Raw genomic sequence first — 12,555 nt, 5'->3', positions numbered from 1 at the left:
AACCGGTCCGTTTACAGTCAACCGATCTCAGCCAGGCTGTGGCCTGTCATTTCGGTGGGTTGAGCCACGCCCATCAGCGCTAGCAGCGTAGGCGCCACATCGCTCAGGGCGCCACCGTCGTTCAGCGTTATCTGTTTTGGGCCGGTGTATACCAGGGGCACAGGGCCAGTGGTGTGGGCAGTGTGTACCTGGCCGGACACCGGGTCTTGCATTTGCTCGCAGTTGCCGTGGTCAGCAGTGATCAGGCCTTCGCCATCCACTTCTGCAAGCGCTTCTACAACACGCTTTACGCAGGCGTCCAGGCATTCGGCCGCTTTGATGGCAGCGTCCAGCTTGCCCGTGTGGCCCACCATGTCGCCGTTGGCATAGTTGCAGATGATCAAGTCGTATTTGCCGCTTTTAATGGCTTCAACCAGTTTGTCTGTCACCTCCGGGGCGCTCATCTCCGGCTTCATGTCATAGGTCGCAACGTCTGGGGACGGTACCAGAATGCGGTCTTCTCCGGTAAATGGCTCTTCGCGGCCGCCGTTGAAAAAGAAGGTAACGTGGGCGTATTTTTCGGTTTCTGAAATCCTCAGTTGGGTTTTGCCCGCGTTGGCCAGATATTCGCCCAGGCCATTCACCAACTGCGCCGACGGATAAGCGCAGCTTGCTTTAATATCGGCGGCGTATTCCGTCAGCATTACAAAGTCGGCCAACTGGGGCACTTTTTTGCGTTTGAAACTGTCAAAATCGGCGTCAACAAAGGTGCGTGTCAGTTCGCGGGCGCGGTCTGCGCGGAAGTTCATAAACAACACGGCGTCGCCATCGTTAATAGTGGCGGTGGTATCACCTTCGGCCTGAATGCGGGTTGGTTTTACAAATTCATCATTTTCATCGCGTTCGTAAGCCTGCTCCAGAGCAGTTGCCGCGCTTTCGCAAGCGTATTCAGCTTGACCTAGTGTCATGACGTTGTAAGCAGATTCTACGCGGTCCCAGCGGTTGTCGCGGTCCATGGCAAAGTAGCGCCCGGTAACGCTCGCAATGCGGGCAACGCCAAGTGCGGCAAGGCTGGCCGAGGCTTTTTCCAGCGACGCTTTGGCGCTGCGCGGGGGCATGTCGCGGCCATCTAGAATGGCGTGCAGGTAAACGGCTTTAGCGCCGCGTGCTGCAGCCAATTCTGCGGCGGCAAGAATGTGGCTTTCATGGCTGTGAACGCCGCCTGGCGACAGCAGACCAATCAGGTGAACGGCTTTACCCTGGCTTACAGCGGCATCTATAGCTTTGCACAGGGCCGGGTTTTTCTGGAAACCACCGTCTTTCAGGTCTTTGTCGATGCGGGTCAGATTCTGGTATACAACGCGACCGGCGCCAAGATTCATGTGGCCTACTTCGGAATTGCCCATTTGTCCGCTGGGCAAGCCTACAAACATTCCGGAGGTGTTAATCAGCGTTTTCGGGTTGTTTTGCCACAAACCATCCCAGAACGGTGTATTGGCGTTGCTGATAGCGTTGTCTTCGGCCGGGTCGCGGTGGCCCCAGCCGTCAAGAATAATGAGTGCTGTTGGCGTGCGAATCGCTGTCATGACGTGCTCCAGTTAATGGCAGTATGTTGTTGTCGATATGAGTGGGATTCAAGATTCTAACCGCTTTCATTTGCTCATGCCACGCCGGTTACCTTCTGCGCAGGGCTGCGGGTGTGTATAATCTTGCCAAATTATTTTGCAGGGTGTTTTCATGGATCGCTTGTTTGAATTTGTTGTTAACCATTACATTCTGGTGTCGGTATTCGTGGCCTTGCTTCTGGCGCTGCTGGCCTTGGAAACTCGCCGCGGTGGTGCCAAAATTTCCGCCCAAGGCGCTGTAAGCCTCATTAACCGGGACGAAGCGGTGGTGGTGGATATCCGTGACCGCAAAGAATTCAACGAAGGGCGCATCACGGGCTCGATGAATATTCCATTGAGCGCTTTGAAAAGCCGCAGCAGTGAGCTGTCCAAGCACAAAGAAAAGCAGCTGATTGTGGTCGACAAGATGGGGCAGCATTCTGCTATGGCGGTCAAACAGCTTAATACTGACGGTTTTGCCAATGTGGTACGCCTGAGCGGTGGAATTGCTGACTGGAGAGCCAGCAATTTGCCGCTGGTAAAGAAATAACGAAGGGTCGTGTTGCCGCCTAGCGCCGCAGAACGTCGCTTAATCCACGGGGCAATCAAGCCCAGATTGATAATAGAGGATTGAACATGGCTGAGAATTCGCAAGCTGCAGCAGGCAATGAAAACAAGAATCAACCACAGTTCGCCATGCAGCGCATTTATGTAAAAGATCTTTCTTTCGAATCCCCCAATGCTCCGACGGTGTTTCAGGATCAGTGGAAGCCGCAGGTCAATCTTGATCTGAACACAGGGCATAGCAAAGTCAGCGATAATCAGTACGAAGTTGTGCTGTCACTCACGGTAACGGCAAAAATTGAAGAGAAAGTGGCCTACATTGTTGAAATCCAACAGGCCGGCGTTTTTCTGGTAAACGGCGTGGAACCTCAGCAACTGGACCACATGTTGGGTGCCTACTGCCCGACTATCCTGTTCCCTTACGCCCGCGAAGCCATTGATAATTTGGTAGGCCGTGGTAGCTTTCCGGCACTGATGCTGGCGCCGGTTAACTTCGACGCGATTTATGCCCAGGCACTTCAGCGCAAGCAAGAAGAAGTGACGGCTGCAGAAGCCACCAGTGACGCCAAAACTCACTGACTTTCTGAACGAGCAAAAAACCCAGCTTGAGAGCCGGGTTTTTTATTCAGAGCCGCAAAATGCCAATTGCCGCCAAGCTTCGTAAACCACCAGAGCCGCAGTATTCGACAGATTCAGGCTGCGGCTGTGAGCGCACATGGGCACTCTCAGGCAGTGGCCATCGGCTAGGGAATCGCGAACCGGTGCGGGCAAGCCGCGGGTTTCCGGCCCGAACATCAGATAGTCACCGTCATGGTAACTGACCTCATGATAGTAGTGACTGCCTTTCGTAGTCAGCCCAAACAGCCGTTGCGGCTGCTCGGATTGTAAAAACGCCGGGTAGCTTTTGTGTACTTTTACACTGGCGTATTCGCTGTAATCCAGCCCGGCACGCCGCATCTGTTTGTCTTCCAGAGTAAACCCCAGTGGTTCAATCAGGTGCAGCTTACAACCGGTGTTGGCGCAGAGCCGGATAATGTTCCCGGTATTTGGAGGAATTTCCGGCTCGTACAGCACGATATTCAGCATATTAAATTAGCGTCCCGTTTAACATCTTGAGATAGCGCTCCGTTTAACATGTTGAGCTAGCGTTCTATTTAGCATGTTGAGCTAGCGCTCAACCGCCAACGCCACACCCATGCCGCCACCGATGCACAGTGTTGCCAAGCCTTTTTTGGCATCTTGACGCACCATTTCGTGCAGCAGGCTGACCAGAATACGGCAGCCGGAAGCACCGATCGGGTGGCCCATGGCAATAGCGCCACCGTTGACGTTAACCTTGGCTAGGTCCCAGCCCATATCGCGGTTGACCGAAATAGCCTGTGCCGCGAAGGCTTCGTTGGCTTCAATCAGGTCCAGATCGCTAACGTCCCAACCCGCCAGTTTCAGGCAGCGTTTGCTGGCAGGAATTGGGCCGGTGCCCATAACACTGGGGTCTACGCCAGCACTGGACTGGGCTTTGATGGTGGCAAGTACGGTCAAGCCCAGTTCTTTGGCTTTTTCAGCGCTGCACACCATAACGGCGGCTGCGCCATCGTTGAGGGTCGAGGAGTTAGCGGCCGTTACTGTGCCGTCCTTTTTGAACGCAGGGCGCAACTTAGACAGGCCTTCGGCTGTAGTGCCATCGCGTGGGCCTTCGTCTTTGGCGACAACAATCGGGTCGCCCTTACGCTGAGGAATCGAAACCGGCACGATTTCGTTGTCAAAGCGACCGGCTTTTTGCGCTGCTACGGCTTTTTGCTGCGACGCAGCTGCGAATTGATCTTGCTCTTCACGGCTGATGCCGTATTTTTCAACGATATTTTCGGTGGTTATGCCCATGTGATAGTCGTTGAAAGCGTCCCACAGACCGTCATTAACCATGGTGTCTACCAATGCCCAATTGCCCATACGCTGACCATTACGGCTGTTGGGGAGAACGTGGGGCGCCTGGCTCATGCTTTCTTGGCCACCGGCAATGACGATTTCTGCGTCGCCGTTGCGGATAGACTGCACTGCCATGTGCACGGCTTTCAGGCCAGAACCGCAAACCTTATTGATGGTCATAGCCGGCACAGTCACCGGCAGCCCGGCGTTAATAGAGGCCTGGCGCGCCGGATTCTGGCCGCAGCCCGCGGTGAGTACCTGGCCCATAACAACTTCGCTGACCTGATCACCGGCAATGCCGGTTTCTTCCATCAGCGCTTTGATGACAGCCGTTCCAAGCTGGTCAGCGCGCAGGGTTGATAATCCCCCACCAAAACCGCCAACCGCTGTCCGCTTGGCGGCCACAATGACAACATCACGCATGAGCATTCTCCCTTTTTAGCATGCGGGCGACAGGTTTGCCGCGCCTGAGTCAAACTATCCACATTGTAGCCGTTTGACCGGCGAGCACCAACCGCTGACTTTGTGACCGTTTTAGCGCTTGTTTATTACGCTGTGGACGGCCTCCAGCCGGCTCTGGTTCATAGCCTGGCCCAGTTCTGGCCCCCGGTAACCCTGGGCCAGTAAAGTTTTGGCTTGTACCCCTGCAGCCGCCTGCAACGATTCTGCCAGCTGTTGCAGCCTGATCTGTTGTAAAGGCAGGTCGAGGCCGTTTTGAAGGGGCAATGTGACGCGCAACAACTGCAGCGCTTCTTGCAGGCGTTCTGGCCGGCGCCAGGCGTCTGCCGCGTTAAGGGTTTCCAGCAGCTGCTCCGCCAGTTCGTTTTGGCTATGGGTGGTGTTCATGCAGGATGAACAGCGCAGGGTGCAGGCCAGGGTGGCAAGCTCCTGGCAGACTTTTGGCGCCTTTAATAAAGTCGCTCGATTGTTGGCTTGTGCGCTGGAAAGCGGCAGTAACAACGCTGCAATTCGCTGCGCTGTGTTGGCGCCGGGTAAATTCTGGTGCAATTGCTGCAGGGCGTTAAGGGCCTGCTGGCGTTCTGGCTGTGCTGCAAATTCTGGCAGGAGTTCAATCAGGGCGCCACAACGGTGTAGCACCTCAAAAAACGTCACTGGAGAAGCCTCGTGTAAGGCGCGCTGAAGCTCTTGCCACACCCGTTCAGGTACCAGGTGGCCCACTTCGCCGGCGTCAGTCATGGCCTGCATCAATTGCAAGGTGTGGGGGTGAATAGTAAAACCCTGAGGCGCGAAGCGGGCGGCAAAACGTGCGGTGCGCAGAATGCGCAGAGGATCTTCAGCGAAGGCTTCGGAAACGTGACGCAACAGGCGGTCTTGAAGATCCTGCTGGCCGCCGAAAGGATCGATAATCTCGCCGCCTTTGGCCTGCGCCATGGCATTAACTGTCAGATCGCGGCGCTTCAGGTCTTCTTCGAGGGTTACGTCGGGTGCGCTGTGCACCGTGAACCCGTGGTAGCCAGTGCCTTGCTTTCGCTCGGTGCGGGCCAGCGCATACTCTTCGTGGGTATGCGGATGCAGGAACACAGGGAAATCAGCGCCCACCTGGCGAAAACCTTGTGCCAGCATGGCTTCGGGTGTGGCGCCCACCACCACCCAGTCGCGGTCTTTCACTGGCAGGCCCAGCAGTTGATCGCGCACTGCGCCGCCAACCAGGTAGATGTTCATAAAGGTGTCCATAATAACGAGAAGTTGTGGCGCAGATTAGGTCAGAAGCCGCTGCTACACAAGTTGTTGCCGGTTATGCCGGCGCGGCGGTTTTTTGCCGTCTACGCTGGATATATTTAGGCGCCTTCGTAAAAATATTAGCACGGTCAGCGACTTGTATAACCTGGCCCGATTCTTTCATGTAGTGGTCAAACCGCATTTTCGGAGATTAGTAATGACACTTCGCGTTATAACCGCGTTACTGGCGCTGTTGATGACGACAGCTTGCGCTCCCACGGGGCAGCAGGGCCGCAACGCAGATGCTAACCGCTTCGCGCCGATTACCCTGCGGGTTAGCGGCTATGGCACCTATGTAGACGCCACCAAAGATCGGTTGGACACACGCAAGCGCCTGATGGCGCGCAGGGCCTCACAGCTCGATGCTTATCGTAACCTGGCGGAACGGGTTTACGGTACGGTGGTTTACGGCGGTGCGACGGTGAACGACTTTGTACTGCAGAGCGACGACTTTCGCGCCTACGTTGACAGCTATTTGCGCGGTATGAAAACTGTATCTGTGAACGAACATAGTGACGGCGTCGTGGAAACGGTTGTCGAATTGAAACTGGAGCCACGCTTTCGTCAGTGCGTTGCCAGTGTGCCCGACACTCAGGTTGCCCGTTATTGCTCATTATCCTTGCCCGGTGAAAATGACAGTGCCGGCGATGTTCGCAGCAGCAACACCGATTCTCTTTACTACCTGGATTAAGCGATGACTGCTTTCTACCGAAGGCTCAAACAGCGTATTACAATCTCGGCTGCCTGTGCTTTAGCACTGGTTCTTGCTAGCCAGTCGCTGTTGGCCGCGGTTGTTGAGGGGGTCGGCCATGCCAGCATCCAGAATGGTGACATTGAAAGCGCCAGAGCCCAGGCACGGCAGGCGGCTATGCGCGACATGGCATTGCAATACGACGCCCGTATCAGCAACAGCGATACAATTGAAAACGGCGTGCTGACGAATTCGCGCTTGCGCGTTACCAGCAATGTCGGCGCCCGCAATGTGCAGGTGGTGGATGAGTTTCGCAGCGGCCAGTTGCTGCGCTTGACTCTGCGCGCAGACATGACCTCCCAGCAACGCAGTTGTGGTCACGGTGCTGCGTCGACGTTGAAAAAACGCGTGGCGATTACCGGATTTCCATTGTTGTACCCTGATCACGCCCGCGTTGGGCGGCTGGATGATGCCGGCGAAATGCTGCCGCAGCAGTTACAAATGCGTTTGCGTGAAGCCGGTAGCGTGCAGATTCTTGCGGCGACCAATTTGCGGATGTATGGCGATTTACTGAACGCACCGACTGCCCAGCAAGATGACAATCGGCTGACCAATGTACGCCAGTTGGCTCGGGAACTGGGCGCCCAGTTTGTAGTTAGCGGTGTTATACGAGACCTGGATGTGGCTGACCCTTCGGCCTGGAATACGTCGGTACTCGGCAAATTGAAGCGTAGCGTGGGGGCGGTAGACCAGAGCCGGCGCTTTATTGCGGATATGGTGATTTACGATGGTTTTAGTGGGGCGCCGGTTTACCAGCAGCGCTTTAGTGCCCGCGAGCAATGGAACGCTGGCCTCGGCAGTGCCAAGGGTTTTGCTTCGGCCGGTTTTGAACAAACCGACTATGGTAAAGCGGTAGCGCAGGTAATGGATGACATGGCCAAGTCAGTGACGGATGCGCTGAATTGCCAGCCGTTTATGACCCGAATCAATCGCGTTGACGGTGAACTTGCCACTATTGAATCGGGAGCCACCTCCGGATTAAGGCCGTCAGCAACGCTGCAGGTGTACCGCAGTGCACAGCATTTTGAGGCTCTGGACGCAACACCTGAGCTGACGGAAACCGGGGTCAACATCACACTCAACAATGTTCATCCCGAGTTCGCTTCCGGTAAGTTGTCGGCCCATGGTGGCCAAACCAATATCCAGCAGGACGATATCGCCGTGGTGTGGTAGTGCGTTGCGTGAATTATCGTTTGCCAAAGAAAAGGCCCGCATATGCGGGCCTTTTCTGATGTGTCTGGGCCAAAACAGTTATCGGTTATGCGGCTTCCTTAGAGGCGACATCGCGGATTTTGCTGATCATCGAACGCAGACCGTTGCCGCGGGTTGGCGAAATGTGGCGGAATAAATCCAGGCGTTCAAACAGCTCGTCGATGTCGATGGCCAGCAGTTCACGGGGTTCGTGATTGTTCAGCGCCACCAGAATGATCGCCGCCAGCCCACGCACAATAATGGCATCAGAATCGATCAGCAGGAACAGCTTGCCGCTGGCTTCTTCGTAGTGGTGAGTCAGCCACACCTGGCTCTGGCAGCCGTGCACGTAATTCTTTTCATTGCGTTCGGAATCTGGAAACGGTGGTAGCTGTTTACCTAGGTCGATGATGAACGCGTAACGATCTTCCCAGTCGTCCAGCAGCTCGAAGGCTTCAAACACGTCTTCCATTGTGGTGCTGGTACCCAGCGGATTTTTCGTGAAGTCGGTTGCGCTGTTGGTCATTACAACATCCCCAGTTCCAGTTTGGCTTCGTCGGTCAGCATATCGCTGTTCCAGGGCGGGTCAAAGGTCAGGTCTACAGTGACCTTATCAACGTTGGGCACATGTTCCAATTTGGTTTTCACATCCTCGGCAATCACCGGGCCCATGCCGCAACCCGCGGCGGTAAGCGTCATGGTGATGTGAATGTGATTGCCGTGCTCTGGTTCTTGCTTGATGGAGCAGTTATAAATCAGCCCCAGTTCTACAACGTTGACCGGAATCTCTGGGTCATAACAGTTACGCAGAGCTTCCCACATCTGATTTTCGTTTACCGTGCCATCTTCCGGAGTATCAAAATTACTGACCAGTGGCTTTTTGCCCAAAGCGTCGGCGTCGTGGCCTTCAATGCGCGCTAAATTGCCATTAACCGCCACTGTAAATGTGCCGCCCAGTGATTGGGTAATGGTGACAAAGGTATCCGAAGGAATCATGATTTCCGTTCCGGAGGGAACCAGGCGGGCTTCCACTTCGCGTTTGGTCAGTACAACTTCCCGTTCTTGCATCTGTTACTCCGTCATACCACTGTAAAGCTTTCGCCGCAGCCACATTCTGCGGTGGCGTTGGGGTTGCGAAACTCGAAGGTGGAGTTCACGCCTTCGGTAACAAAATCAATTTCAATACCGTTCACCAGTGACATGTGTTCGTCTTTTACAAACAGGTCTACGCCGTCGATATGAAATATTTGGTCATCGCTGCCGGACTCTTCCACCCACTGGGTTTCGTATTTAAAGCCGGAACATCCGCTCTTTTTAATGGCAAGACGAATGCCTAGCGCTTCGGGCCTTTTGTCCAACTGCTTGCGCACGTGTTTAATCGCACTGGGAGTCATGGTGACTGCAATGGTTGGGGTGAATACTTGGGCTGTCATAATTTCACCTCCATTAGGCAAATAAACGCTGTATTTTTTGCAGAGCAGCGAACAGCTGTTCTACTTCTTCCAAGGTATTGTAGAACGCGAACGACGCCCGTGCTGTACCACCGGGAAGCCCGTAATACTCCATCAGCGGCATGGCACAGTGGTGACCGGCGCGAATGGCAATACCCTGCTGATCGAGCAAAGTACCAATGTCACTGGGGTGCAGGCCATCAATCTTAAAGGATATCAGCGGCACTTTGTTGGGCGAAGTGCCAATTATGGTCATACCCGGCACGCTAGAGACCAGCTCGTTGGCGCGCTGGAGTAGGCCGCTTTCGGCCGCTTCCATTGCATCGCGATCGAGGGTGGCCAAATAATCAATAGCGGCGCCCAGGCCCACGGCTTCAGCGATGGCCGGAGTGCCGGCTTCAAACTTGTAAGGCAAGGTGTTGTAGGTGGTGCCAGCAAAGCTTACCCGTTCAATCATTTCGCCGCCGCCTTGCCAGGGGGGCATAGCTTCCAGCAACGCGGCTCTGCCATAGAGCACACCAATGCCGGTGGGGCCAAACAGCTTGTGCGCCGAGAACACGTAAAAATCGCAATCCAGCGCCTGCACATCGGGCTGGAAGTGGCCGACGGCCTGCGCGCCATCGACCAGCGTGATCACGCCCTGTGTTTTGGCTTTGGCCACCATGTCAGCCACCGGATTCACCGTGCCCAACGCGTTGGATACGTGGGTGATGGCCAGAACGCGGGTGCGCTCACCCAACAGTGAGTGAAACGAATCCATGTCCAGCTCGCCTTCCGGCGTTACATCAATCGGCAATACCTTGGCGCCGGTGCGCTCTGCCAGCATCTGCCAGGGCACGATGTTGGCGTGGTGCTCCATCTGACTCAGCAGGATTTCGTCACCGGGCTTGAGCAGCGGAGCCAGGCCGTTGGCCACCAGGTTGATAGCTTCGGTGGTGCCGCGAGTCCAGATAATTTCCCGTGCGCTGGGCGCATTTAAAAACTGCTGGACCTTCTTGCGCGCGCCTTCAAAGGCGGTAGTAGCGCGATCCGCCAAGGTGTGAGCACCCCGGTGAACGTTGGAGTGCATTTCCCGGTAATAGCTGTCCATGGCTTGCAACACCGCTTCCGGGCGTTGTGACGAAGCGCCGTTGTCCAGATACACCAGCGGTTTGCCGTTTACCTGTTGCGACAGTATAGGAAAATCCCGGCGTACCGCGTATACGTCAAACAGCGGTTGGGTGGTTTTGGCCACAGACAAAGTGCTCATAACCGATTATACCTCTTGGAATGCCTGGTCGAAAAACTGGTTCAGTCCGGTGTTGGCGGTGTTACGCACCAGTTCCACCGGAATCTGCGCCACCAGTTCATTGATAAACGCCATGGTCAGCAGAACTTTTGCATCACGGCGGCTAAGGCCACGGGATACAAGATAAAATATGGATTCGTTATCAAGCTGGCCAATGGTCGCGCCGTGGGCGCACTTTACGTCGTCAGCGTAAATTTCCAGTTCTGGCTTGGTGTTAATTTCCGCACCGTTGGTGAGCAGCAGGTTTTTGTTGCTCATGTTGGCGTTGGATTTTTGCGCATCCTGATGAATGTGTATACGGCCGTTAAAAATAGCGTGGGATTTGTCTGCCGCAATGTTGCGATAACTTTCTTCGCTGTTGCAGTGGGCCGCAACGTGTTCGATGGTGGTGTGGTTGTCGTAATGCTGGGTACCCTGGGTAACCACCACGCCATTGAGCTTGCACTCGCCACCTTCGCCTTCAAGGCGCACATGCAAGTCGTGACGGCGCAAGGTGCCACCAAAGCCAACGCTGTGGCTTTCAAAACGCGAGTTGCGCTGCTGGCGCACGCCGGTGGTGCCCATGTGCTGCACATTCTGACCTTCGGTATTCAGGCGCACACTGGTGATGTTAGCGCCATCGCCCAGGCTGAACTCGGTGGCGGTGTTGACCATCACCGGGCTTTCGCCGCTGGAAACATAGTCTTCCACCAGGGTGAGCTGGCTGTTGCTGCCTGCGGCTACCAAAATACAAGGGAAGGCAGACCCGCTGTGGCTGGCGCTGGTGTGGTGAATCACAAACAGCGGCTGGTCGAGCACGGTGCCTGGCTGCAACTGAATCAGCAGGCCGTCTTCAAAGCGCGCAGCGTTCAGCGACGTCAGGTTTATCGAACCGTGTTTTGCTGGCTGATCGCTGATGGATTTGCCAAGCAGGTCGGCGGCAAGCTCGGCGTCATCGCCGTCCAAATCACTGAAACGCTGTATGCTAAGGCCTTTCAGCGCTGGGTAGTTGCTGGCTTCGGGGCGCACAACGCCATTTACCAGCACCACGGTGTAACCCTGAATGTCGGCTTCGGCGCCGGCACTGGCGTTCAGTGGCAAAGAGCTGGCCATGTCATCGGTCAGTTTCAGATGCTTGGCTGAGTACTTCCAGTTTTCAGTTTTGCGCGTCGGCAGCAGCAAACCCGTCAGAGCGCTGGCTCTGTTAGCGCGTAGTGTTAGCAATGGCTCGGGCAGAGCCTGACCCGCTGATTGCAAAAAGGCACTGGAAAGCGTAGATGCAGATTTCATGTCGCGACCTCCCGATCAGTGGCTGGCAGCTGTGTTATCTTTGACGCCGAGCCAACCATAGCCTTTCGCTTCCAGTTCCAAGGCCAGTTCGCGGCCGCCTGATTTGATGATTTTACCATCAGCCAGTACGTGTACGTAATCTGGAATTATGTGGTCCAGCAGGCGCTGATAATGGGTAATCATCAGAATGGCGCGATCGGGTGCACGTAAGGCGTTTACGCCGTCAGAAACCACTTTCAGGGCGTCTATATCGAGGCCGGAGTCCGTTTCGTCAAGAATGGCGAGTTTTGGCTGCAGCAGCAACGCCTGCATGATTTCGTTACGCTTCTTTTCGCCACCAGAGAAGCCTTCGTTCACGCCGCGTTTGAGAAACGCTGGGTCCAGGTCGACCTGTTTGGAGACCTCTTTAGCCAGCTTCATGAATTCAGCGGCGTTCATGTCGTCTTTACCCTGGTGCTTGCGCATCGCGTTAACGGCGGTGCGCAGGAATTGCAGGTTGCTGACGCCGGGAATTTCAACCGGATATTGGAACGCCAGAAAAACGCCTTCGCGGGCACGCTCTTCGGTGGGTAGTTCAAGCAGGTTGTCGCCATTGAGGGTAACTTCGCCTTCGGTGACTTCAAATGCGTCATTGCCTGCCAGCACCTGCGACAGGGTACTTTTACCGGATCCGTTGGGGCCCATGATGGCGTGGACTTCGCCGGCTTTTATTTCCAGATTGATGCCTTTGAGAATCTGTTTGCCTTCAACGGAGGCGTGCAGGTTTTTGATGCTCAGCATTTGTAATTTCTCTCT

14 protein-coding genes are annotated in these 12,555 nt (G+C 55.2%); 4 read left to right on the top strand and 10 right to left on the bottom strand.

What is annotated here, in order from left to right; all coding sequences use genetic code 11:
* Positions 1 to 17: 17 nt before the first annotated feature.
* On the bottom strand, positions 18 to 1,565 hold the full coding sequence (gene gpmM / locus ABA45_RS15285; protein WP_048387552.1) for a 2,3-bisphosphoglycerate-independent phosphoglycerate mutase: 1,548 nt from the start codon (positions 1,563 to 1,565) through the stop codon (positions 18 to 20).
* A 151-nt stretch (positions 1,566 to 1,716) separates the two neighbouring features.
* On the opposite strand from gpmM, the gene ABA45_RS15280 reads away from it, so the two are divergent.
* Both ABA45_RS15280 and secB read left to right on the top strand, forming a co-directional pair.
* Positions 1,717 to 2,133, top strand: a complete 417-nt coding sequence (locus tag ABA45_RS15280) for a rhodanese-like domain-containing protein (protein ID WP_048387550.1) — start codon at positions 1,717 to 1,719, stop codon at positions 2,131 to 2,133.
* Positions 2,134 to 2,219: 86 nt separating this feature from the next.
* Positions 2,220 to 2,726, top strand: a complete 507-nt coding sequence (secB, locus tag ABA45_RS15275) for a protein-export chaperone SecB (protein ID WP_048387549.1) — start codon at positions 2,220 to 2,222, stop codon at positions 2,724 to 2,726.
* Between the two features lie 42 nt (positions 2,727 to 2,768).
* Here the strand turns inward: secB and trmL are convergent, their stop codons facing one another.
* The 3 genes from trmL to ABA45_RS15260 form a co-directional block, all read right to left on the bottom strand.
* Entirely contained in the window at positions 2,769 to 3,233 is a 465-nt protein-coding gene (gene trmL, locus ABA45_RS15270; RefSeq protein WP_048387547.1) for a tRNA (uridine(34)/cytosine(34)/5-carboxymethylaminomethyluridine(34)-2'-O)-methyltransferase TrmL, read from the bottom strand.
* 81 nt (positions 3,234 to 3,314) lie between these two features.
* Positions 3,315 to 4,493 (bottom strand): acetyl-CoA C-acetyltransferase, encoded by a 1,179-nt coding sequence (locus tag ABA45_RS15265; RefSeq protein WP_048387545.1) that lies wholly within the window; start codon positions 4,491 to 4,493, stop codon positions 3,315 to 3,317.
* Between the two features lie 111 nt (positions 4,494 to 4,604).
* Positions 4,605 to 5,753 (bottom strand): multifunctional CCA tRNA nucleotidyl transferase/2'3'-cyclic phosphodiesterase/2'nucleotidase/phosphatase, encoded by a 1,149-nt coding sequence (locus tag ABA45_RS15260; RefSeq protein ID WP_198146997.1) that lies wholly within the window; start codon positions 5,751 to 5,753, stop codon positions 4,605 to 4,607.
* 214 nt (positions 5,754 to 5,967) lie between these two features.
* On the opposite strand from ABA45_RS15260, the gene ABA45_RS15255 reads away from it, so the two are divergent.
* Positions 5,968 to 6,501 carry an LPP20 family lipoprotein gene (locus tag ABA45_RS15255; RefSeq protein ID WP_048387542.1) on the top strand — a complete coding sequence of 178 codons (534 nt, stop codon included), beginning with the start codon at positions 5,968 to 5,970 and terminating at the stop codon, positions 6,499 to 6,501.
* A 3-nt stretch (positions 6,502 to 6,504) separates the two neighbouring features.
* Positions 6,505 to 7,734 carry a flagellar assembly protein FlgT gene (locus ABA45_RS15250; RefSeq protein WP_048387540.1) on the top strand — a complete coding sequence of 410 codons (1,230 nt, stop codon included), beginning with the start codon at positions 6,505 to 6,507 and terminating at the stop codon, positions 7,732 to 7,734.
* Positions 7,735 to 7,819: 85 nt separating this feature from the next.
* On the opposite strand, the gene ABA45_RS15245 is transcribed toward ABA45_RS15250, so the two are convergent.
* The 6 genes from ABA45_RS15245 to sufC are packed head-to-tail and all read right to left on the bottom strand — an operon-like array spanning position 7,820 to position 12,540.
* Positions 7,820 to 8,278 carry a SufE family protein gene (locus ABA45_RS15245; protein ID WP_014872493.1) on the bottom strand — a complete coding sequence of 153 codons (459 nt, stop codon included), beginning with the start codon at positions 8,276 to 8,278 and terminating at the stop codon, positions 7,820 to 7,822.
* Positions 8,278 to 8,820, bottom strand: a complete 543-nt coding sequence (gene sufT / locus ABA45_RS15240) for a putative Fe-S cluster assembly protein SufT (RefSeq protein WP_048387537.1) — start codon at positions 8,818 to 8,820, stop codon at positions 8,278 to 8,280. Before sufT ends, ABA45_RS15245 begins: the two co-directional genes overlap by 1 nt.
* 11 nt (positions 8,821 to 8,831) lie before the next feature.
* Complete coding sequence (locus ABA45_RS15235) at positions 8,832 to 9,185, bottom strand: HesB/IscA family protein (protein ID WP_048387535.1); 354 nt, start codon at positions 9,183 to 9,185, stop codon at positions 8,832 to 8,834.
* 13 nt (positions 9,186 to 9,198) lie between these two features.
* On the bottom strand, positions 9,199 to 10,452 hold the full coding sequence (locus tag ABA45_RS15230; protein ID WP_048387533.1) for an aminotransferase class V-fold PLP-dependent enzyme: 1,254 nt from the start codon (positions 10,450 to 10,452) through the stop codon (positions 9,199 to 9,201).
* Between the two features lie 6 nt (positions 10,453 to 10,458).
* A complete protein-coding gene (gene sufD, locus ABA45_RS15225) occupies positions 10,459 to 11,760 on the bottom strand; it encodes a Fe-S cluster assembly protein SufD (RefSeq protein WP_048387531.1) in 1,302 nt (433 codons plus the stop codon).
* A 15-nt stretch (positions 11,761 to 11,775) separates the two neighbouring features.
* Positions 11,776 to 12,540: a Fe-S cluster assembly ATPase SufC gene (gene sufC / locus ABA45_RS15220; protein WP_014872488.1), complete on the bottom strand. Its 765-nt coding sequence runs from the start codon at positions 12,538 to 12,540 to the stop codon at positions 11,776 to 11,778.
* Positions 12,541 to 12,555: the final 15 nt, after the last annotated feature.

The sequence above is a fragment of the Marinobacter psychrophilus genome (assembly GCF_001043175.1).
GTDB lineage: Bacteria > Pseudomonadota > Gammaproteobacteria > Pseudomonadales > Oleiphilaceae > Marinobacter > Marinobacter psychrophilus.
The sequence above is the reverse complement of the archived record's forward strand: the minus strand, read 5'-3'. Positions and strand labels throughout refer to the sequence as shown.